Source organism: Acinetobacter lwoffii, from assembly GCF_019048525.1.
Lineage (GTDB): Bacteria > Pseudomonadota > Gammaproteobacteria > Pseudomonadales > Moraxellaceae > Acinetobacter > Acinetobacter lwoffii_K.
In genome coordinates this window covers 2,766,976-2,786,863 of record NZ_CP077369.1, presented here as the reverse complement: position 1 = coordinate 2,786,863, position 19,888 = coordinate 2,766,976, and the positions used below count along the sequence as shown (strand labels likewise).

25 protein-coding genes are annotated in these 19,888 nt (G+C 44.2%); all 25 read left to right on the top strand.

What is annotated here, in order from left to right:
• Nucleotides 1–24: 24 nt before the first annotated feature.
• The 25 genes from I6L24_RS13095 to pyrF all read left to right on the top strand — a co-directional run bounded on the left by I6L24_RS13095 (nucleotide 25) and on the right by pyrF (nucleotide 19,532).
• Nucleotides 25–807 (top strand): ParA family protein, encoded by a 783-nt coding sequence (locus tag I6L24_RS13095; RefSeq protein WP_004278889.1) that lies wholly within the window; start codon nucleotides 25–27, stop codon nucleotides 805–807.
• Nucleotides 804–1,691, top strand: coding sequence for a ParB/RepB/Spo0J family partition protein (locus I6L24_RS13090; protein ID WP_004731487.1), 888 nt, complete (start codon nucleotides 804–806; stop codon nucleotides 1,689–1,691). Before I6L24_RS13095 ends, I6L24_RS13090 begins: the two co-directional genes overlap by 4 nt.
• A 33-nt stretch (nucleotides 1,692–1,724) precedes the next feature.
• Nucleotides 1,725–2,363 (top strand): MotA/TolQ/ExbB proton channel family protein, encoded by a 639-nt coding sequence (locus tag I6L24_RS13085; RefSeq protein ID WP_004645474.1) that lies wholly within the window; start codon nucleotides 1,725–1,727, stop codon nucleotides 2,361–2,363.
• A gap of 10 nt (nucleotides 2,364–2,373) precedes the next feature.
• Nucleotides 2,374–2,796, top strand: coding sequence for an ExbD/TolR family protein (locus I6L24_RS13080; protein WP_004278885.1), 423 nt, complete (start codon nucleotides 2,374–2,376; stop codon nucleotides 2,794–2,796).
• The gene (gene msbA, locus I6L24_RS13075) at nucleotides 2,796–4,523 is read left to right on the top strand and encodes a lipid A export permease/ATP-binding protein MsbA (RefSeq protein ID WP_216986163.1); all 1,728 of its coding nucleotides are present in this window, start codon (nucleotides 2,796–2,798) and stop codon (nucleotides 4,521–4,523) included. Before I6L24_RS13080 ends, msbA begins: the two co-directional genes overlap by 1 nt.
• A 3-nt stretch (nucleotides 4,524–4,526) precedes the next feature.
• Nucleotides 4,527–5,531: a tetraacyldisaccharide 4'-kinase gene (lpxK, locus tag I6L24_RS13070; protein WP_004645471.1), complete on the top strand. Its 1,005-nt coding sequence runs from the start codon at nucleotides 4,527–4,529 to the stop codon at nucleotides 5,529–5,531.
• Between the two features lie 12 nt (nucleotides 5,532–5,543).
• The gene (gene kdsB / locus I6L24_RS13065; RefSeq protein WP_216986162.1) at nucleotides 5,544–6,305 is read left to right on the top strand and encodes a 3-deoxy-manno-octulosonate cytidylyltransferase; all 762 of its coding nucleotides are present in this window, start codon (nucleotides 5,544–5,546) and stop codon (nucleotides 6,303–6,305) included.
• 14 nt (nucleotides 6,306–6,319) lie between these two features.
• Complete coding sequence (locus tag I6L24_RS13060; RefSeq protein WP_216986161.1) at nucleotides 6,320–7,300, top strand: DNA polymerase III subunit delta'; 981 nt, start codon at nucleotides 6,320–6,322, stop codon at nucleotides 7,298–7,300.
• Nucleotides 7,301–7,315: 15 nt separating this feature from the next.
• Entirely contained in the window at nucleotides 7,316–7,657 is a 342-nt protein-coding gene (locus I6L24_RS13055) for a PilZ domain-containing protein (RefSeq protein ID WP_004278877.1), read from the top strand.
• Between the two features lie 27 nt (nucleotides 7,658–7,684).
• Complete coding sequence (locus I6L24_RS13050; RefSeq protein ID WP_005252239.1) at nucleotides 7,685–8,458, top strand: TatD family hydrolase; 774 nt, start codon at nucleotides 7,685–7,687, stop codon at nucleotides 8,456–8,458.
• A 41-nt stretch (nucleotides 8,459–8,499) separates the two neighbouring features.
• A complete protein-coding gene (locus tag I6L24_RS13045) occupies nucleotides 8,500–9,114 on the top strand; it encodes a TetR/AcrR family transcriptional regulator (RefSeq protein WP_004278873.1) in 615 nt (204 codons plus the stop codon).
• 9 nt (nucleotides 9,115–9,123) lie between these two features.
• The gene (locus tag I6L24_RS13040; RefSeq protein ID WP_216986160.1) at nucleotides 9,124–9,675 is read left to right on the top strand and encodes a type II secretion system protein; all 552 of its coding nucleotides are present in this window, start codon (nucleotides 9,124–9,126) and stop codon (nucleotides 9,673–9,675) included.
• Nucleotides 9,665–10,216, top strand: coding sequence for a type II secretion system minor pseudopilin GspI (gspI, locus tag I6L24_RS13035; RefSeq protein ID WP_373687389.1), 552 nt, complete (start codon nucleotides 9,665–9,667; stop codon nucleotides 10,214–10,216). Before I6L24_RS13040 ends, gspI begins: the two co-directional genes overlap by 11 nt.
• On the top strand, nucleotides 10,213–10,854 hold the full coding sequence (gene gspJ, locus I6L24_RS13030; protein WP_216986159.1) for a type II secretion system minor pseudopilin GspJ: 642 nt from the start codon (nucleotides 10,213–10,215) through the stop codon (nucleotides 10,852–10,854). Before gspI ends, gspJ begins: the two co-directional genes overlap by 4 nt.
• A 6-nt stretch (nucleotides 10,855–10,860) precedes the next feature.
• A complete protein-coding gene (gspK, locus tag I6L24_RS13025; RefSeq protein ID WP_216986158.1) occupies nucleotides 10,861–11,832 on the top strand; it encodes a type II secretion system minor pseudopilin GspK in 972 nt (323 codons plus the stop codon).
• Nucleotides 11,833–11,984: 152 nt separating this feature from the next.
• The gene (locus I6L24_RS13020; RefSeq protein ID WP_044109536.1) at nucleotides 11,985–12,581 is read left to right on the top strand and encodes a 6-pyruvoyl trahydropterin synthase family protein; all 597 of its coding nucleotides are present in this window, start codon (nucleotides 11,985–11,987) and stop codon (nucleotides 12,579–12,581) included.
• A gap of 46 nt (nucleotides 12,582–12,627) precedes the next feature.
• Entirely contained in the window at nucleotides 12,628–13,341 is a 714-nt protein-coding gene (ung, locus tag I6L24_RS13015; protein WP_004731474.1) for a uracil-DNA glycosylase, read from the top strand.
• Entirely contained in the window at nucleotides 13,338–14,459 is a 1,122-nt protein-coding gene (locus tag I6L24_RS13010) for an enoyl-CoA hydratase/isomerase family protein (RefSeq protein ID WP_216986157.1), read from the top strand. Before ung ends, I6L24_RS13010 begins: the two co-directional genes overlap by 4 nt.
• A 7-nt stretch (nucleotides 14,460–14,466) precedes the next feature.
• Nucleotides 14,467–14,982 carry a tRNA adenosine(34) deaminase TadA gene (tadA, locus tag I6L24_RS13005; RefSeq protein ID WP_114541085.1) on the top strand — a complete coding sequence of 172 codons (516 nt, stop codon included), beginning with the start codon at nucleotides 14,467–14,469 and terminating at the stop codon, nucleotides 14,980–14,982.
• A gap of 60 nt (nucleotides 14,983–15,042) precedes the next feature.
• The gene (locus I6L24_RS13000) at nucleotides 15,043–15,474 is read left to right on the top strand and encodes an SRPBCC family protein (RefSeq protein ID WP_216986156.1); all 432 of its coding nucleotides are present in this window, start codon (nucleotides 15,043–15,045) and stop codon (nucleotides 15,472–15,474) included.
• Nucleotides 15,475–15,491: 17 nt separating this feature from the next.
• Nucleotides 15,492–16,175, top strand: a complete 684-nt coding sequence (cmk, locus tag I6L24_RS12995; protein WP_216986155.1) for a (d)CMP kinase — start codon at nucleotides 15,492–15,494, stop codon at nucleotides 16,173–16,175.
• A gap of 110 nt (nucleotides 16,176–16,285) precedes the next feature.
• Nucleotides 16,286–17,962 (top strand): 30S ribosomal protein S1, encoded by a 1,677-nt coding sequence (gene rpsA / locus I6L24_RS12990; protein ID WP_004278854.1) that lies wholly within the window; start codon nucleotides 16,286–16,288, stop codon nucleotides 17,960–17,962.
• Between the two features lie 163 nt (nucleotides 17,963–18,125).
• The gene (locus I6L24_RS12985; protein ID WP_216986154.1) at nucleotides 18,126–18,431 is read left to right on the top strand and encodes an integration host factor subunit beta; all 306 of its coding nucleotides are present in this window, start codon (nucleotides 18,126–18,128) and stop codon (nucleotides 18,429–18,431) included.
• 24 nt (nucleotides 18,432–18,455) lie between these two features.
• Nucleotides 18,456–18,815, top strand: a complete 360-nt coding sequence (locus I6L24_RS12980; RefSeq protein WP_004278852.1) for a lipopolysaccharide assembly protein LapA domain-containing protein — start codon at nucleotides 18,456–18,458, stop codon at nucleotides 18,813–18,815.
• Between the two features lie 36 nt (nucleotides 18,816–18,851).
• The gene (gene pyrF / locus I6L24_RS12975) at nucleotides 18,852–19,532 is read left to right on the top strand and encodes an orotidine-5'-phosphate decarboxylase (protein WP_216986153.1); all 681 of its coding nucleotides are present in this window, start codon (nucleotides 18,852–18,854) and stop codon (nucleotides 19,530–19,532) included.
• Nucleotides 19,533–19,888: the final 356 nt, after the last annotated feature.

Genomic DNA, 19,888 nt, shown 5'->3' with positions numbered 1-19,888 from the left:
AATTTTTGGAAAATCGGGGTCAACATGGCACAAATTATTGCGATTGCAAACCAAAAAGGTGGTGTAGGTAAAACCACAACCGCAGTAAATTTGGCGGCATCTTTAGCTGTGTTAAAAAAACGTGTTTTGCTGGTCGATATGGATTCGCAAGGCAATGCGACCATGGGGTCTGGCATTCAGAAGAATGACCTGCTTTATTCGGTCACGGATGTACTGCTGGGTGAAGTGCCGATTGAAACGGCGATCTCTAAAGCGGAAGTCGGTTACAAGGTTCTTGGGGCAAACCGCGATCTGGCCGGGGTTGAGTTGGCGATTGCAGAGCAGGAAGGGCGCGAGTTCATTTTGCGTGATGCCCTGCAAGAAATTGAATCTTCATTTGATTATATCATTGTCGATTGTGCACCGAGTCTTAGCCTGATTACTGTCAATGCTTTGGCAGCCGTGGATGGTGTGCTGATTCCAATGCAGTGTGAATACTATGCACTGGAAGGTCTGGCTGATTTAACCCAAACCATCGATCGGATTCAGCAAGCATTGAATCCGGACCTGCAAATTGTCGGTGTATTACGCACCATGTACGATGCACGTAATGCCTTAACCCGTGATGTCTCTGAAGAATTAGAACAATATTTCGGTAAAAAACTGTATGAAACCGTAATTCCACGAAATATTCGTCTGGCTGAAGCGCCAGCACACGGTTTGCCGGTGATTTATTTTGAAAAAAGCTCAAAGGGTGCGGTTGCTTACTTAAATCTGGCAGCTGAAGTATTAAAGAAAAGCAAAGTGAAAAAAGGAAGTAAAGCATGACCGTCAAGAAACGTGGACTCGCCAAAGGTCGTGGCTTGGATGCCTTGCTAGGCTCAATTCAAAAAGAAAAATTACAACTCGAAGCTCAAGGTCTTGACCATGGTCAGCTAAAACAGATTGATGTGAACTTGCTCAAGCGTGGTGAATATCAACCGCGCCGTTATATCAATGAGCAGGATTTGCAGGAACTGGCAGCATCGATTGAAAAGCATGGCATCATGCAGCCCATCGTGATCCGTCCGGTTGACGATGAACGCTATCCATACGAGATTATTGCGGGTGAACGTCGATGGCGTGCTGCACAGCTGGCGGGTTTGACCGAGGTTCCTGCGATTGTACGTGATCTGAATGATCAGGTTGCGATTGCACTGGCCTTGATTGAAAACATCCAGCGTCAGGATCTGAATCCGATTGATCAGGCGATGGCTCTGCAACGTTTCCATGAAGAATTTGGCTTAAGCCATCAGGAGATTGCAGATACCGTGGGTAAAGCGCGTACGACAGTGAGTAACCTACTTCGCCTGCTTAGCCTGGCAGAAGAAGTGAAAGACTTTATGCAGCAGGGTTTGCTGGATATGGGGCATGCACGTGCGATCTTAACCTTAAAAGCTAAAGATCAGCTCAAAGTTGCAGATATCGTAATTGAAAAAAGTCTGTCTGTTCGTCAAACCGAGCAGTTAGTCCGTGATTTCAATACACCTAAACAAGAAAAAGTAAAAGAAGCTGTAGCACCGGATATTCAGCAATTGACTCAGCGCCTTTCAGAGCGTTTCAGTGCAGATGTTAAAATTGACTATAACAAGCAAGGTAAAGGGAAACTGGTTATTAGCTATCACTCTTTAGAAGAGCTGGATGGCATTCTTTCTATTTTAGAAGATGAATAATTTATATATTTTTTTTATTGGGGAATAAATTAGATGTGGGAATTGGTTAAAGCAGGTGGCTGGCTTATGCTGCCCCTGGTCTTGTGTTCTATCTTTATGCTGGCGATTTCGATCGAGCGTCTGATTCGCCTGAAAAAGAATGCAGTACTTCCGTTGACACTGTTGATGGGGCCTTCGCAAAATACAGCACAAGTCATGCAAAAAATGAATCAAAGTGCGGCCTTAAAGCAAAGCACTTTGGGTCGGGTATTTACTGCAGGCTATGCCAGCAAGCAGCAAGGTGAGCAGTATGCTCGCGCACAGATGGAAGTGGTGGCATCACAGGAAATTGGTTATCTGGAAAAAAACATTAATTTTCTGGGAACTTTGAGTGCAGTTGCGCCTTTACTCGGTTTATTGGGAACTGTACTTGGGATTATTGAATCTTTCCTGATGATCGATGTAGGTACCGGGAGTGATCCGGTATTGATGATGCCGGGTATTTCCAAGGCTTTAATTACCACGGCAGCCGGTATGTTGATTGCAATTCCTGCACTGTTTGCGCACCGTTATTTTCAGCGTCTTGTTCAGGAATATGTGGCTGAACTTGAGCAGCAAGCGACTTTGTTTCATGCGGATCTTTTTTATCGTAATCATGCAGACATAGATCAAGACATGCAAAAAGCCAGCTAGGAGGCGGATGATGAAATTCAAACGCAACCAGGTGGAAGATGTACATATTAATCTGACACCGATGATTGATTGTCTGCTGTTTATTCTGGTCTTTTTACTTTTGTCGACGACATTTAGCCAAATGAGCCGAATGAATCTGACCTTGCCGGATGCGCAAGGTGTACCGCCTAAAAGCTATGATCAGAAAGTTGAAGTGATTGTGGATGCCAATGGTCATTACGCAGTCAATGGTCAATCCTTGGCCAGTAAGGAAGTCGCGGATTTAAATACTGCAATTAAACAGATTTCTAATGAACGCCGTGATTTAATGTTTGTCATTGCAGCTGACGCAAAAGCCAGCCATCAGGACGTGATTCGTGTCATGGACGTGGCCGGTCAGCTCGGATTTGTAAATATTAATATCAGTACCAAAGTACCCACCCGAGGTTATTAGTGAAGCACGATTTTAAGGTCTATCTTCGCCTTTTAAGTTATTTAAAACCGTTTTGGGGCATTGCATTGCTTGTCCTGTTGGGTTTTTCTATTAATGCGGCTACGGAAGTTTCTGTCGCTAAATTACTGGAATATATTATTGAGGCGATTCAAAATAAAGACCAGAGTTTCACATCACTTTTCCCGTTTTTAGTGGTCATACTCATGTTCTTCCGGGGCTTGGGTTTGTTCATGGGTGGATATTTTACTGCGGTAATTTCCCGGAATCTGGTATTCAATATCCGTCAGGAAGTTTTTGCAAAATTGCTGCGCTTACCTTCCCAGTATTATCTGGACAATACCAGCGGGCATATTACTGCCAAAATCATGTATAACGTTGAACAGCTAACCGCTGCTTCAACTGAAGCCCTAAGAACCTTGTTGCAACAAGGTTTGATCACCCTGGCATTATTAGGCTACCTGTTGTATACCAACTGGCGTCTGACCATGTGTATCCTGATTTTTGCACCCGTCATAGGTTTTATTATCAGTAAAGCTGCAAGACGGATGCGTAAATTATCGCAACAAGTACAAGACACCATGGGTGATGTGAACCATGTAGTGCAGGAAACGGTGAATGCCAACCTGATCGTCAAGGGTTTTGGCGGGCAAAGTTCTGAGCAGGAACGCTTTAAACAGAACTCGCTTGAAAACTTGCGTCGTGGCTTGAAAATGGTCGCTGTGCAACAGTTGAATAGTCCTGTCGTTCAGTTGATCATGTCCATTTCACTGAGTATCGTGATGTTTATTGCCTTGCGCCCACAAATCTTGGGTGACACCTCTGCCGGTGAATTTGTTGCTTATATTACTGCGGCGGGTATGCTGGCAAGACCAATCAAAGCCTTGACGGATATCAATGAAAAGATTCAACGGGGTATGGCCGCAGCACATTCAGTATTTGAATTGCTGGATATGCCTGAGGAAAAAAATACCGGGACGTTGACTGATAGCCTAAAAGGCGATATCGAGTTTAAAGATGTTAACTTGATTTATGATGATGGCCATCATGCTATTCATGACTTTAATTTGCAGGTCAAGGCCGGTGAAACAGTAGCGCTGGTAGGACGTTCTGGTGCAGGAAAAAGTTCTCTGGTGAATCTGCTGGTGCGTTATCAGGATGCAACTTCTGGGCAGATCTTGCTGGATCAGAAACCGATTGAAGATTTTGAAATTACCGCCTTGCGAACCCAAATTGCCATGGTGAACCAGCAAGTAGTACTGTTTAACCGAACTGTGCGGGAAAATATTGCTTATGGTCAGCTTGAAGGTGCCTCCGATGAAGATATTATCGCGGCAGCAAAGGCAGCCTATGCGCATGATTTTATTATGGCATTGCCGCAAGGTTATGATACTCAGCTGGGTGCCCAGGGTTTAAACCTGTCTGGTGGCCAGCGTCAGCGCATCGCGATCGCACGCGCAATTTTGAAAAATGCCTCTATCCTGATTCTGGATGAAGCGACCAGTGCGCTGGATAACGAGTCGGAATACTTTATTCAGCGTGCCTTTGATAAAGCCATGCAGGACCGTACGACCATCGTAATTGCACATCGTCTATCGACGATTGAAAACGCGGATCGTATTGTGGTTATGGATCAGGGCCGTATTGTTGAGCAGGGCAGTCATGCCGAACTGATTGCGCTACATGGTGCTTATTATCAGTTGCATCAGCGTAACTTTGAGGAACAGTAACTTATGGCACTGGCACAAATCATTCAGGATGCTTGGAATGCACAGGCAAAGTGGCTGGTGGTGCTGCGTCCTTTGTCATGGTTGTATCGCCTGGGTTTTGTCAGCAATCACTGGCTTTATCAAAAAGGCATTAAAAAAAGTTATAGTGCACCAATTCCCGTTATGGTAATTGGTAACATCACAGTCGGTGGTAGCGGTAAAACACCTTTGTTGATTCATCTGGTGGATTATTTAACCGAGAAAAATGTTCGGGTAGGCGTGATCAGTCGAGGCTATGGCGGCCAAGGTCCATTTCCTGCCTATGTCGACTTTAATACCTTGCCGGAGATTGTCGGAGATGAGCCTGCCTTGATTGTACAGGCAACAGGCGTGCCGATGGCAGTTGGTCCCAACCGGCAGAAAAGTATCGAGTTATTGCTGCACAAACATGAACTGGATCTGATTATCTGTGATGATGGCCTGCAGCATTGGGCCTTGAATCGCCAGATTGAGTGGATTGTGCTGGATAATAATCGCGGTCTGGGTAATCAGAAACTGCTTCCAGAAGGTTATCTACGTGAACCAGTGACCCGTTTGAAAACGGGAACCGTAATTGAGCATTCGGCTAACCCAAGCTCTGAACTGCATATGCATCTGGCTGCATCACAGCCTTATTTGCTTAATCAGGACAACAATAAAATCTTTGATCCTCAAGCGGCTTTTTATGCGGTAGTCGGCATTGGCTTTCCACAGCGGTTTTATCAGACCTTGCAAAATTTAGGCATAGAACAATTTCAGTGTCATGAGTTTCCAGACCATCATGACTATGACATTGAAGATTTACAGTTCGATGATAACAATCCGATTATTACCACTGAAAAAGACGCAATAAAAATTATGGCGCTACTTAAACAATATCCAGATTTTAAACAGGATATCTGGGTGGTGCCAGTCGATGCAGTCCTATCGCCAGCCTGCTATACAGTCTTGCAGCAACAGTTACAACAATACGGTATTCAAATTTCTTAAGGCTCATTCATTATGAAACACATTGTTATTCCTGCACGTTTCGCCAGTTCACGTTTACCGGGTAAACCTTTGCTGGAAATTCATGGTCGTCCCATGATTCTGCGGGTAGTGGACCAAACCAAAAAAGTGCAAGGTTTTGACGATCTGTGTGTGGCAACTGATGATGAGCGTATTGCAGCCGTTTGCCGTGCTGAAGGCATTGATGTGGTGATTACCTCAGCGGATCATCCTTCAGGCACAGACCGCTTGAGTGAAGTGGCTCGAACTAAAGGCTGGGCCAGTGATGACATCATTGTCAATGTACAGGGGGATGAACCTTTACTGCCGGCGCAACTGGTAAAACAGGTTGCTCAACTCTTGGAAGATCAGCCTGAATCTTCCATGTCGACGCTATGTGAGCCGATCCATCAACTGGATGAATTCAAACGCGACAGCATTGTAAAAGTCGTAATGTCAAAACAGCAGCAGGCACTGTATTTTAGCCGTGCTACCATTCCTTATGACCGTGATGGCGCGAAACTCGCTGAACCGAAGCTGCATGATCAGGCCTATCGTCATTTAGGTCTATATGCCTATCGGGTAAAACTGTTGCAAGAATATGTGACCTGGGAAATGGGTGTGCTGGAGAAACTGGAATCTCTAGAACAGTTACGGGTACTGGAAAATGGACACCGTATTGCCATTGCGGTGGCTGAAGCCAATTTGCCGCCAGGGGTAGATACTCAGGAAGATCTGGATCGCCTGAATCAGATGGATCTTTCCCATTTTGCCTAAGAAGAGTCAAATACATGCCTTTTGATGTCAATGCACATATCTATCCATGGCAGCAACAGGTTTGGGAAACCCTGACCGGGCGCTTTCCCAAGCTTGGACATGGTTTATTGTTTTATGGAAAAAAAGGCTGTGGTAAAGAAGCGTTTACCCAACAGTTTCTGGCTTGGGTGTTATGCCTGAATCGTCAGCCTGCCGGGCCATGTGGTGAATGCAGTAGCTGTCAATGGTTAAAGGCAGACACCCATCCCAACTATGTGCATATCAGTACCGATGACGACAATAAAAAACAGAATGCCAAAATCAAGATCGAGAAGATTCGCGATCTGCTGCCTTTTGTGCAACAGACTGTAGATGGCTGGCGCGTGATTGTGATTGAGCCGGCAGAAGCCTTGAATATTGCCTCTGCCAATGCCTTACTCAAAACACTGGAAGAACCCGGTGATAATACGGTCATTATTTTACTGGCGAATCATTATTTAAAATTGCCCGCGACTATACGCAGTCGTTTGCAGCATTTTGCTTTGGACCGGATTTCCGCAGAACAATTTAGCGATTATATCCAGAATCAGCTCCCAGATGCAGGTGCTAGCCAACAACAGTTATTGATGAACCTGTCCAATCAGATGCCGTTACAGGCACTAGAGGTTGCACAAAGTGCCTGGCTGCCACTACGTCAGGAATTCCTGCAAGACTGGCAAAAACTGGTCATGCAAAAAAATATGCCGATGGCAATTGCGACCAAATGGAATAAAAACCTGAATTTTGGTGACTTTGCTCAAATGTTTGAATACTTGTTGTCCGATTTAATTTGTGTCAAGCTAAATCAGACGGTGAAAAACATTGACCTTGAATTCAATGTACTTGCCGAACAATATTCATTAGAAGCACTTTTTAAAATTTATGAAGATTTTCAGCGCGCTAAACAATTCCTTGAACAGAATGTCCAAAGCAATCTGGTTATTGATGAATTGTTTATCAAGCTGATGAATCTTTAATTAAGGGGAAATCACATGCAACCACGTATGGGCGGTATTATTCAGGCCAATATTCCTGACATTGAAACACTGTTTGCCAGCTATATGCCTTATGTTGTGGGTGGTGGGCTTTTTATTCCTTCCAAGCAGCCGGTCAAACTGGGCGAAGAGGTTTTTGTATTGACGACTTTGCCTGACCAGACCCAGAAAATTCCTTTAACCGGTAAAGTCATCTGGGTCTCGCAAAAGCAGAATGGCATCAAGCCACAAGGCTTTGGCATCCAGTTAAGCGGTGAAAAAGGCGTTTATTTTAAAAATGAAGCAGATCGTCTGGTTGCAGGTCTTAAATCTGAAGGACGTAAAAGTTACACTATGTAGTTAATTTACCCTTGGTAGGAACGCATCGTGTTTGTAGATACTCATTGTCATTTAACCCTGCTTGATTTGACACCATATCATGGTGATCTGGATCAGGCATTGGCTCAGGCTCGTGAAGCCGGTGTTTCCAAATTCATGAGTATCTCGGTCGATCTGGATGATCATATCGAGCTGGCCAAAATTGCCGCGTGTCATGCAGATGTCGGATATACCGTTGGCGTACATCCTTGCGAAGATGCTGCAACCATGGCGCGTGCCACGACTGAATATCTGGTCGAACTGGCGCAACCGGAGAAAGTCTGGGCACTCGGTGAAACAGGTCTGGACTATTATCACAGTACCGATTTTATTGCAGAGCAAAAAGCCTGTTTCGCCCGGCATATCCATGCGTCACAAATCACCAAAAAACCTGTAGTCGTTCATACCCGTTCCGCCAAGCATGATACCGTCGATATTATTCGCGCGGAAAAATCTACGCATGGCATCCTGCACTGTTTTACCGAGGACTGGGAAACCGCTAAAGCAGTACTGGATTGCGGCTATTATGTTTCATTTTCCGGAATTGTTTCATTTAAAAATGCGCAGGATCTGCGTGATGTCGCCAAACAGGTTCCGCTGGATCGTGTGCTGATTGAAACCGATAGTCCTTATCTTGCGCCAATGCCGTATCGTGGCAAATCTAATGAGCCTAAATACGTTCCTTATGTAGCCAAAGCGCTTTGCGATGTATATGATAAGTCGCTAGAAGAAATGGCTTTTATCACAAAGCAGAACTTTGAAAATCTTCTGAATTTAAAGTAAATAAAGTTATATAAAGTACAAAGAGAGTTTATAGGGTGAAGATGGATCGTCAGGCTCAGTTTCGAGCAAGAGAAACCTTGATTTTTCAAGTTGCAGAACAGCTCCTGTTGGAAAATGGTGAAGCAGGAATGACGCTAGATGCGCTGGCTGCCGAGCTTGATCTGGCCAAAGGGACACTTTATAAACATTTTCAGAGTAAAGATGAGCTGTACATGCTGCTGATTATCCGTAATGAGCGCATGTTGCTGGAAATGATTCAGGATAGCGATAAAGCCTTTCCTGAACATCTGGCCTTCTTTATGCTGCATCATTTACATCATCCGGAACGAACCGTGCTGTTTCATCAGATTGAAGAACGCCTGTCGACGACTGGGGTTGGAATCCAGCACCTGTTTAGCGAACTTTATCAGGTGCGTAAACAGCGTTTACGCCTGATTATCCGTATGACAGAAACTTATCTGGCATCGATCAACAGCCGCATGTCGGTACGCGATTATCTAGCGTCGATCTGGTCGCTGACCCATGGTGCAGCCGCAATTCTCAATTCCAGTTTCTATCAGCGTTACTTGGGTTCACGCGATACCTTGCGTGTGGCCTATATCGATCAGGCGCTGGCTTTGCCCAAGCAGGTGCATTCTGCCGACCAGTTTGTCTAAGGTTGTCCTATGATCAGATCACCTCACAGTGCAGTTCGTGGCTTTACCTTAATCGAATTGATGGTGGTGATTGTGATTATGGGGATTATGGCTTCACTAGTGCTACTCAATACCAGTGGTGTCGATCAGCGCAAAGCAATGCAGGCACGGGAAATTTTATTAGTAGACTTGCAACGGGTGCTACGCGAGGCCAATGACCAGTCTAGAATACTCGCGCTTGACGTTCAGCCAGCAACAGATGTCACGCCATTTCGTTATGGAATTATAGAATATCGTTCAGCAGCGCAGACTGAACAGAACCTGCAAAATGAGAAATGGCAAAGTTATGCAGATTTTAAATTGCGCAGTTTGCCTGATCATGTTTCCTTTCAGATTCAGGCACTGGAACAGCAGCGTTACGCCAAGGCACAAAACCGTGATCTGACTCAGGCAAATTCACCTCAATTGATCTGGCTCGGCAATGGTGAAGTCAAACCGGTGCGGATTCAGTTCTTTTTAGAAGACCGTGAAGTGGGTGCTGCGATTGAGATTGATCATTTGGGTAAAATCAATGAAATCTAGATATTTCAAGCAGAGCGCTGGGTCTGGTGTAATCAAGTTGTTTAAGGCGAGTGTTCATGGATTTGATCATGTGTGCTGCAAGCATAGGACTTCGTCTTGCGCTGCTATCGGACTTTCTTGCGCGACAATGTCGCTCAGGTCGAGTGTTACTCGACTTAATCGTGCCTCAGGTTTTACTTTGTTGGAAGTTATGGTGGCCTTGGCAATTTTTGCGACCGCAGCCATGACCCTGACCAAAGTCGCAATGCAATATACCCAGTCGACCTCGAATGCTATTCTACGTACCAAAGCACAGTTTGTTGCTTTAAATGAAGTGGCACAAATGGAAATCAATCAGGAATGGATGGAGGGTACGGCTTCTAAACAGCTGACCCAGCAAGGTGAAACTTGGCAGATTGACAAGCGCAGCGAACCGACGGTCAGTCCCAATGTGCAGCGAATCGAATTGCAGGTGAGTCTGGTTAATCAGGACAGTGGTCAGGTTGAGTCTGGCATCAGTAACCTGATGTTCTTTAATCATCGCATGAACAATACTCCATGAAGCCTAAAGGATTTACCCTGGTTGAATTAATGGTCGCAATTGCGATCTTTGCGGTGCTGTCTGCTTTGGGTTGGAAAGTTTTTGATTATATTGTCAAAACCAAAGATCAGAATGTGATTCATGAGCAGCGTTTAGGTCAGCTACAGCAAACCTATCAGCAGATTCTGCGAGATACCGTACAGGCAGTGCCCTTAACGGCCAATATCAATGGGGATATTCAACCGGCTCTGGTGCTGCAGAACGGACGCTTTAATTTCAGTAAAACTGGGGTAACTGACCCTTTGGAAGAAGGAATTTCCCCAGATGAACGCATTGAATATCAGTATCGAGCCGATGAGCAGAAACTTTATCGCTTGAAATACCGGAATCTGAATCAGACCGGTCAAGATCAGCCCGAATCCAGTGTTTTATTGTCGGAAGTCGAACAATTCCAGATCGTCGTACTTAATCCGAATGAACTCACGCAATGGCCGGATACTTCTGCTGATCTGAATCAGTTAGAGCATAAACAGCGTTTGCCTAAAGGGATTAAAATCAATTTAACTGTGAATGGCGTCAGTTATGAATGGATGTTTAGTTTATTAAATACTGACTTTTTGCTTGATACTCAGAACACCGTTCAACCCAGCTCAGAATAATAAGAAATGAAAATGAAGAAAGCGATCATGATCAAGCAGCAGCAGGGCATTGCACTGATTACCATTCTGGTGATGGTAGCGCTAGCGACTATTTTGGCTGCCACGATTGCCCAACGTCAGGCTGCAACTGCTGAAAGCACTGCTTATTTGATGCGACAAAACCAGTCCCTTATGTATGCCAAAAGTGCCGAGGCCTTTTTTTCTGAATTGCTGGTCGATGATGCTGAAAATGCCGCAGAGGTCGACCATCTGCAGGAAACCTGGGCGCAGCCCATGCCAGCTTTTCCGGTAGATGACGGTTATGTCTCCGGAATAATACAGGATGAATCAGGCAAGTTTAATTTAAATAGCCTGATTACTGCCGAAGGCGCAGTCAATGAAAATGCCAAAGCATGGTTCGAGCTGATTCTAAAACGTGCCAGTTTGCCGGAACAGCTCAGTGAAGCAGTCATTGACTGGCAGGATGCAGACGAGCTGGTCAGTGGGGGCATGGGCGCCGAATCTAACTATTATCAGAGCTTGCCCAATGCTGCTTTGCCACCGAATGCAAAATTTCACAGCGTAGAAGAATTAAAGCTGGTACGCGGTTTTGAAGAGAATAAATATAAGCTGATAGCACCTTATCTGAGTACTGCACCGGTGCAGGAGAGCCTGGTCAATATTAATACCGCTTCAGCTTTTCTTTTGGCTAGTATGGATGAAAAGCTGGATGTGAATGCAGTGCAGCAATTGCTGGATCAGCGTCAGGCCAATTTGGAGCACTTTTCCAATGTGACTGATCTGTGGTCACTGGAGCCTTTCGCTCAGGTCGATGCGGACAGGCGTAATTTGTTTAACAGTCTGCTTGGGGTGCAATCCAATTATTTTAAAGCCCGAATCGAAGTGGTTTTAAGTGAGCGTAAGCGCCAGTTTAGCAGCGATCTGGTTCGTCAGGACAAACAGGTTTATGTCGCTTACCGTAGCATGGCGCCATTTTAATTTTAGCTCATGAGTTGTACAGGCTGGATAAGCGCAAATGCCGGGCTGATGCCTTTTTCCTATCATGCTAAACAGCAAAATTAATCCTCAAAGCTTTACTTTTGCTTTATAATCAAAATTAATTCACCTATTTTTTGACGACATTACGGCATATGTTAATTCGTAAGTTATTTAAGTTTGAGAATGCTCATATTGTGCGTAACTGCACGTCAGATCGCTGTAAGCGTTCGATCCATGGCCATAGTTATAAAGTCGAGTTATTGCTAAAAGCCTCGAAGCTAGATCATGGTCAAATGGTCTATGACTTTGGTCTGCTTAAAGGTGTGATTAAGGATTTCTTTGATTCTTTCGATCATGCCATCTGCTTTTGGAAAAATGACGATCCGGAATATATTCAGGCCTGCAAGAATTTCAGTGCGCGCTGGGTGTCTTTGCCGGTATCGCCATCAGCAGAACAGTTTTCACGTATTTTCTTCTTTCTGGCACAGCAGGTGCTGGCATCGACCGTGACTCAAAATGGTGAAGGCGATGTCGAAGTCTATTCTGTGATTGTGCATGAAACCGACACCGGCTATGCACAAAGCTTTTTAGAAGATATTCAAAATGAACAAATGGGCATCCTTAGTCTGGAGCAACTTGAGTTCTCTGAACAAGTGCAGGCTGAATGGACAGATCCGGACATGTTTGCCAAGCTCAAACAGGGCACACCATTTCATAACCCTACAGTAGATTTACAGGTACAGATTTAAAGTCTGCGTGACTTTAAATCCATTGACATAGATTTAGGATTGAAGAATGTCTTTAAATGAACAGCAACTGGCCAAGCTGAATAAAGTTCAGCTGGATGAAAGCTGGAAATATGGATTGAGTGAATTTTTGCTCAGTCCGAAAATGGATGAATTAAAAGCATTTCTCGTTGAAGAAAAAAAAGCAGATAAAATCATTTATCCTCCCAATCATCTGATTTTTAATGCGTTAAATACCACGCCGCTAGATCGGGTAAAAGTGGTAATTTTAGGGCAAGATCCTTATCATGGCCCAAATCAGGCGCATGGATTAAGCTTTTCCGTGCAAAAGGGGGTTGCATTACCACCATCTTTGCGTAATATTTTTCATGAGTTACATGCTGATCTCGGGGTTGAAAGACCGAAGCATGGTGACTTGACACATTGGGCAGAGCAGGGTGTGCTTCTGTTAAATGCAGTACTGACCGTAGAAGCAGGTCAGCCGACTTCGCATCAAAAGCGCGGTTGGGAAGAATTTACCGATCACGTCATTGATGTATTAAATGAACAGCGTGAACATATTGTCTTTATTCTTTGGGGCGCATACGCACAGCGTAAAGGACAGCGCATTAATCAAGACAAGCATCTCGTGTTAAAGGCAGCACATCCATCGCCTTTGGCAGCAAACCGTGGTGGTTTTTTTGGTTGTAAAGTATTTTCAAAATCGAATAACTACCTCAAACAACATGGCATTGAGCCTATAGATTGGCAGCTGGACGCATGAAATATTCTCCCCTTACTAAACATTATCATCCGGATTTGATTGTTGAAGAAGCGCACAATGGTTGGCGTATCGTTCGTTTAAATCGCCCGAAATCTTTGCATGCTCTCGATGAATCGATTGCTTCCGCACTTCTGGAAGTATTTCAGGACTTTCATCATGATGATAGCGTCAAAGCCATCTGGCTGGATTCAACCACACCGAAAGCGTTCTGTGCGGGTGGGGATGTGCGTAAGCTGCGTCAGTTAGTGATTAATGATGAAGTCGCGGCTGCCAATAAATTCTTTGAACAAGAATATGCACTCGATCTGTTACTGCATAATTATGCCAAACCCGTTTTAGTCTGGGGTGAAGGTTATGTGATGGGTGGTGGCTTGGGCTTGTTTATGGCGGCGCCTTTCCGTTTAGTGACGCCATATTCACGTTTGGCAATGCCTGAAATCAATATCGGTTTGTATCCAGACGTGGGTGCAACCCGCTTCTTAGCAGATCGTGGTGCGATTGGTCTATTTACTGGCTTGACCGGTTCGATCATGACCGCTGCGGGCGCTTATGGGATTGGCTGGGCAACGCATATTTGTGATGCACAGCGTGATTCAGTTTTGGATAAAGTGATTAATATCGACTGGGAGCATTATCCTGCAGGTGACTTTCGTGCCATTGATGATACCCTGAATAGTATGCACCGTCCGGTCGGCCCGGGACCGTTGCAAAACTCCTTGGATGTGATTCATAGTGTTTGCCGTGGTATCAACTTTGAGCATGATTATGAGTCGATTATTGGCCTGAGTGATGCGCGTAGTGACTGGTTGCGTCAGGCCAGTGAAAACCTGAAAAAAGGTTCGCCAACTACTGCAGCCTTGACCTGGCTATTGTGGCAATGGGGTAAGCAGATACATTCCTGGAATGAAGTTTTCGAACTGGAAGTTCAGATCTCAGACTGGAAAATCCGTCATCATGACTTTGTCGAAGGTGTGCGCGCACGTCTGGTGGATAAAGACCTTTCTCCTGCATGGAAAAAGGGTGCAGATATGAGCTTAAAAGGTATTTTGTCTGCAAACCCTCCGGTGACCAATATTGAAAGCTGGAATGCCTTGCTAAAACAGTATGGTGTGATTTAAGTTTTACATGTCCGAAACACAATTGAGCGATGAATACTGGATGCAGCTTGCCTATGCGCAGGCTGCACTTGCTGCCGCACAGGGCGAAATTCCGGTGGGTGCGATTATTGTTAGTCAGAATCAGATCATTGGTCAGGGCTTTAATGCGCCGATTTCTTTAAATGATCCGACCGCGCATGCCGAGATTGTGGCGCTGCGTGATGCCTGTCAAAATATCCAGAATTATCGTTTACCTGATGATGCAGTGCTTTATGTGACTTTAGAGCCGTGCACCATGTGTGTTGGTGCGCTGGTGCATTCACGGGTTTCACGGGTAGTATTTGGCGCATTTGAAGCGAAAGCAGGTTCACTGGTGAGTGCGCGTCAACTGTTTGAAACCGGTTATTATAATCACGTATTTTCTTTCCAGGCAGGCTGCATGCAGCAGCAATGCTCTGAACAGCTCAGTGCATTTTTTAAGTTGCGTCGCGAGCAGAAACGACAATTCAAGTTACAAGAAAAGTTATTAAATACGCAGAAGTAAATTTACTTTATCCGCTAAAATTTTCCCACTTTCAAATATCTGCAATCTTCAGGAACAATAATGAACAGCATCCAAGTAAAAAAAGAATTCCCAGCAGCCCTTGATGATGTCTTCAATTTGATGTCCAAGCATGCCACCTATAATATTGCCTTCGCACCGATGCAGGTCGAACGAATCAAGGATTCTGCGGATGCTGAATATCCTGATGGACTCGGTTCAGTACGTGCAATGGGTATGGGGCCAGTGAAGCCGCTGAAAGAACAAATTACCTTGTTCGAGCCAAATAATCGCATCGAATATCAGATTGTTAAAAATCCATTGATCAAGCATCATTTAGGCATTATTGAATTTGAAGCACTGGCTGATAACAAAACGTTAGTAACTTATACGATTGAATTGCAGGCACGTGCGCCTTTTGTGAGTAAATTAATCCTTGCACAGTTACAGGCAGCGATTAAACTAGGCCTGACAAAACTCGCAAAATCTGTTTAAACAACAACGGGAAAGCAATGACAGTTCAAATTATTACCATTGATGGTCCAAGTGGGTCTGGCAAGGGCACGTTAGCAGCGAAACTGGCTGCACATTATCAGTTTCACTTATTGGATTCTGGTGCTTTATACCGCCTTTTGGGTTTGTCATTGCATCACCATGATTTGCTGGATTCGCTAGACACGAAATTGCCAGAATGCGTACAAATCGCAACAAATTTAGATATTCAGTTTGTCAGTACCGACACTGGGGTGCAGGTATGGCTGGATGGTGAAGACGTGTCCCAAACCATTCGCACTGAACGAGTAGGAGAGTTTGCTTCAAAAGTTGCAACAATTCCTGAGCTTAGAACAGCGATGGTTTCACGTCAGCATGCCTTTGCACAGGCGCCTGGTCTGGTGGCAGATGGACGTGATATGGCAACAAGTATCTTCCCGCAGGCCCAGGCAAAAATATATTTGACGGCCTCGGCTGAATCACGCGCGCAAAGACGTGTAAAGCAGTTGCAGGGCATGGGACTGGATGTTAAAATAAGCGACATTTTAGCTAATATCATCGCTCGCGATAAACGAGATACGGAACGCGCCGTCGCTCCACTCAAGCCTGCGGATGATGCTTACATTATTGATAGTTCAGATTTGAATATCGATGAAGTATTCCAGCTGATGACCACTTATGTGGATCAGCAGTTAGCAAATTAACCCAATTTTATCAGCAAACGCATAGCTTGATCAGTTTTATATGGACTATGTAGATGCTTAATTAAACCGGCCTTGTCTGATCCAAGACCGCTGACTTTATCGGAAATATCATGACCGAATCTTTTGCAGCCCTCTTTGAAGCAAGCGAATTAAACCTCAACGTTGAAAAGGGTGCAGTTATCCAGGGCGTTGTAGTAAGCATTGACTCTGATTGGGTAACTGTTGACACTGGCCTTAAATCTGAAGGCGTTGTTGACCGTGCTGAATTCTTAAATGAACAGCGCGAACTTGAAGTTCAAGTTGGCGATACTGTAGACGTAGTTGTTGAAGCACTTGACAACGGTATGGGTCAAACAGTTCTTTCTCGCGAAAAAGCTAAACGCGCAGAAACTTGGACTAAACTTGAAAAAATCTTTGAAGACGGCGAAATCGTTACTGGTGTTATCTCTGGTAAAGTTAAAGGTGGTTTCACTGTTGACATCGGTCCAGTACGTGCGTTCCTTCCAGGTTCTTTAGTTGATACTCGTCCTATTCGTGATACTACTCACCTAGAAGGCAAAGAGTTAGAATTCAAAGTAATCAAACTTGACGCTAAACGTAACAACGTTGTTGTTTCACGTCGTGCTGTTATGGAAGCTGAATCTTCAGCTGACCGTGAAGCTCTTCTTGCTCAGCTTGAAGAAGGTCAAACAGTTACTGGTACTATCAAAAATCTTACTGACTACGGCGCATTCGTTGACCTTGGCGGTATTGATGGTCTTCTTCACATCACTGACATGGCTTGGAAACGTATCAAGCACCCTTCAGAAGTTGTTGAAGTTGGTCAAGAAGTTACTGTTAAAGTACTTAAATTCGACCGCGAACGTAACCGTGTTTCTCTAGGTCTTAAACAACTTGGCGAAGATCCATGGTTAGCGATCATGAACCGTTACCCTAAAGGTTCAATCGTTAAAGCGCGCGTAACTAACCTGACTGACTATGGTTGTTTCGCTGAAATCGCTGAAGGCGTTGAAGGTTTAGTACACGTTTCAGAAATGGATCACACGAACAAAAACATCCACCCATCTAAAGTTGTTCAGATTGGTGACGAAGTTGATGTTATGGTTCTTGAAGTTGATGAAGAACGTCGTCGTATTTCTTTGGGTATCAAACAAACTCGTGCTAACCCATGGGAAGAGTTTGCTAAAGATCACGACAAAGGCGAAAAAGTTTCTGGTACGATCAAATCTATCACTGACTTCGGTATCTTCATCGGTTTACCAGGCGGTATCGACGGTCTAGTTCATTTGTCTGATATTTCTTGGAACGAACAAGGCGAAGAAGCGATTCGTCGTTACAAGAAAGGCGACACTGTTGAAGCGGTTATCCTTTCTGTAGACGCTGAAGGCAACCGTATCAGCCTTGGCATCAAGCAAATGAACAACGATCCGTTCAATGACTTCCTTGCTGCTAACGAACGCGGTGCGTTGGTTAAAGGTACTGTAACTGCAGTTGACGCTAAAGGCGCTACTGTTAAGTTAGCTGACGAAGTTGAAGCGACTTTGAAAGCATCTGAAATCAACCGCGATCGCGTTGAAGATGCAACTAAGTTCCTTGAAGTTGGTCAAGAGGTTGAAGCGAAGATCATCAACGTAGATCGTAAATCTCGCGCAATCAACTTGTCTATCAAAGCGAAAGACGAAGCTGAAGAGAAAGAAGCAGTTGCTAACTTGAAAACAGCTCCTGCTGGTCAAGACAATGGTCCTAAGACAATTGGTGACCTGATCAAAGCTCAAATGGGCAACTAAGTAAGCGTTTGAATTGTATTGTTAATGTAAGTTAACTAATACTTTTTATACAAATACTGTAAACGGTAGCGTAGTATTTAATTATTGCGCTACCGTTTTGTATTTAAACAGGTTATTATCGGGAAATAGATCCCAAGTAGCTTGATAATTAAAGAGGTCGCAGATGACTACTGAAGCACTTAATAAGTCTGACTTAATAGAGCGTATTGCGTTAAAAAATCCGCATTTGGCTAAGCCTTTAGTGGAAGAAGCAGTTAAAATTATGATCGATCAAATGATAGAAGCTTTATCAACTGACAATCGTATCGAGATTCGTGGATTTGGTAGTTTTGCATTGCATCACCGTGAACCGCGCGTAGGCCGTAACCCTAAAACTGGTAAATCTGTAGAAGTTGCTGCAAAAGCAGTTCCACACTTTAAACCAGGCAAGGCACTTCGTGACGCTGTGAACGAGTCTGCACAAAAATAATTGTAAATATTTTACGGGGTGTTCATGCGTTACGTTCTGGTCATTCTTTTATTGGTACTGTTTGGTTATTCATTAGCTTTAGTTCTGCAAAACGGTACCGAATTGTCAGTGGACTTGTTATTTACTCAAGTTCCCGCAATGCGCCTGGGATTATTACTTCTCCTCACGTTATCTTTAGGTGTCGTTTTAGGCCTCTTATTGGGCGTTCAGATCTTCCGGGTTTTTCAGACGAATTGGGAAATTAAACGACTGCGTAAAGACATTGAACATCTACGTAAGGAACAGTTGAATACAGCCAAGTTAATGGCCGCTGAAGCAGCAGCCCATACCCGGCATGAAAAAACTGTATTAGATATTACCAATGAAAATCAAAGCCCATTATAATGGGCTTATTTTTTGCCTATATGAAGGGGTAATCTCTTGAGTATCATCGTCGCACTAGATGCCAAAAGCCAATTTGATGCCTTAGCCATTGCAGAACAGCTAGATCCTGCCTTGTGTCGACTAAAAGTTGGTAAAGAGTTATTTACCCATGAAGGTCCAATCATTGTCAAAGCGCTTCAAGATAAGGGCTTTGATGTATTTCTGGATCTGAAATTTCATGATATTCCAAATACAACAGCACAGGCTGTATGCGCAGCAGCAGATTTGGGTGTATGGATGGTGAATGTACATGCCTCAGGTGGCCGTAAGATGATGGAAACCTGTGTAGAGCGTTTGCAAGCAGGTAATTATAAGACTCAGTTGATTGCCGTCACAGTTCTTACCTCAATGGGCCGTGAAGACTTAAAAGATATTGGTCTGGATATTGAGCCAAATGAGCATGTAAAACGTCTGGCACAACTGACCAAAGAGAGTGGTCTCGATGGTGTGGTGTGCTCAGCTCAAGAAGCGAAAATGTTACGTGAAACGATTGGAAAAGACTTTGCATTGGTGACACCCGGCATTCGTCCAGAAGGGTCGAATGCAGATGACCAGAAACGTATTGTGACACCGAAACAGGCAATGCTAGATGGCTCAACACATCTGGTAATTGGTCGCCCGATTACCCAGTCTAAAAATATGCGCCAAACCTTAAAAGATATTCTGGCAACGCTTTAATATGGTTTGAATGACAAAAAGCCTTTCAGTCGAAAGGCTTTTTTTATATATTGAAAAAATGGTTATAAAATAAAAAGGAAAAATGATGACTTCATCTGAACCACAATTAGAAAAAGTACAGAATGACGTGATTCAAAATATTCAACAGGCAGAACAGCTTAAGCAACAAGAATAGCAACAACAGCAGGCAAGCTCAGCAGATCGGACAGCGGGGATCGATGTGGTCAGTTTGGCATCTGATGCCATCAGTCTTGCTTCGGATGTTATTGAAACAGTAGGCGATGCCTTAAGTGATATTGATTTAAGTTTTTAGTCAGCCCTCTCGGCCTACTTGCTTGTGCTTCGTTTTAAAATTC

Excerpts from the sequence above, each read along its gene's own strand:
- I6L24_RS13095 (WP_004278889.1), top strand. The coding sequence starts at position 25 with ATGGCACAAATTATTGCGATTGCAAACCAAAAAGGTGGTGTAGGTAAA.
- I6L24_RS13090 (WP_004731487.1), top strand. The coding sequence starts at position 804 with ATGACCGTCAAGAAACGTGGACTCGCCAAAGGTCGTGGCTTGGATGCC.
- I6L24_RS13085 (WP_004645474.1), top strand. The coding sequence starts at position 1,725 with ATGTGGGAATTGGTTAAAGCAGGTGGCTGGCTTATGCTGCCCCTGGTC.
- I6L24_RS13080 (WP_004278885.1), top strand. The coding sequence starts at position 2,374 with ATGAAATTCAAACGCAACCAGGTGGAAGATGTACATATTAATCTGACA.
- lpxK (WP_004645471.1), top strand. The coding sequence starts at position 4,527 with ATGGCACTGGCACAAATCATTCAGGATGCTTGGAATGCACAGGCAAAG.
- kdsB (WP_216986162.1), top strand. The coding sequence starts at position 5,544 with ATGAAACACATTGTTATTCCTGCACGTTTCGCCAGTTCACGTTTACCG.
- I6L24_RS13060 (WP_216986161.1), top strand. The coding sequence starts at position 6,320 with ATGCCTTTTGATGTCAATGCACATATCTATCCATGGCAGCAACAGGTT.
- I6L24_RS13055 (WP_004278877.1), top strand. The coding sequence starts at position 7,316 with ATGCAACCACGTATGGGCGGTATTATTCAGGCCAATATTCCTGACATT.
- I6L24_RS13045 (WP_004278873.1), top strand. The coding sequence starts at position 8,500 with ATGGATCGTCAGGCTCAGTTTCGAGCAAGAGAAACCTTGATTTTTCAA.
- I6L24_RS13040 (WP_216986160.1), top strand. The coding sequence starts at position 9,124 with ATGATCAGATCACCTCACAGTGCAGTTCGTGGCTTTACCTTAATCGAA.
- gspI (WP_373687389.1), top strand. The coding sequence starts at position 9,665 with ATGAAATCTAGATATTTCAAGCAGAGCGCTGGGTCTGGTGTAATCAAG.
- gspJ (WP_216986159.1), top strand. The coding sequence starts at position 10,213 with ATGAAGCCTAAAGGATTTACCCTGGTTGAATTAATGGTCGCAATTGCG.
- gspK (WP_216986158.1), top strand. The coding sequence starts at position 10,861 with ATGAAAATGAAGAAAGCGATCATGATCAAGCAGCAGCAGGGCATTGCA.
- I6L24_RS13020 (WP_044109536.1), top strand. The coding sequence starts at position 11,985 with ATGTTAATTCGTAAGTTATTTAAGTTTGAGAATGCTCATATTGTGCGT.
- ung (WP_004731474.1), top strand. The coding sequence starts at position 12,628 with ATGTCTTTAAATGAACAGCAACTGGCCAAGCTGAATAAAGTTCAGCTG.
- I6L24_RS13010 (WP_216986157.1), top strand. The coding sequence starts at position 13,338 with ATGAAATATTCTCCCCTTACTAAACATTATCATCCGGATTTGATTGTT.
- tadA (WP_114541085.1), top strand. The coding sequence starts at position 14,467 with ATGTCCGAAACACAATTGAGCGATGAATACTGGATGCAGCTTGCCTAT.
- I6L24_RS13000 (WP_216986156.1), top strand. The coding sequence starts at position 15,043 with ATGAACAGCATCCAAGTAAAAAAAGAATTCCCAGCAGCCCTTGATGAT.
- cmk (WP_216986155.1), top strand. The coding sequence starts at position 15,492 with ATGACAGTTCAAATTATTACCATTGATGGTCCAAGTGGGTCTGGCAAG.
- rpsA (WP_004278854.1), top strand. The coding sequence starts at position 16,286 with ATGACCGAATCTTTTGCAGCCCTCTTTGAAGCAAGCGAATTAAACCTC.
- I6L24_RS12985 (WP_216986154.1), top strand. The coding sequence starts at position 18,126 with ATGACTACTGAAGCACTTAATAAGTCTGACTTAATAGAGCGTATTGCG.
- I6L24_RS12980 (WP_004278852.1), top strand. The coding sequence starts at position 18,456 with ATGCGTTACGTTCTGGTCATTCTTTTATTGGTACTGTTTGGTTATTCA.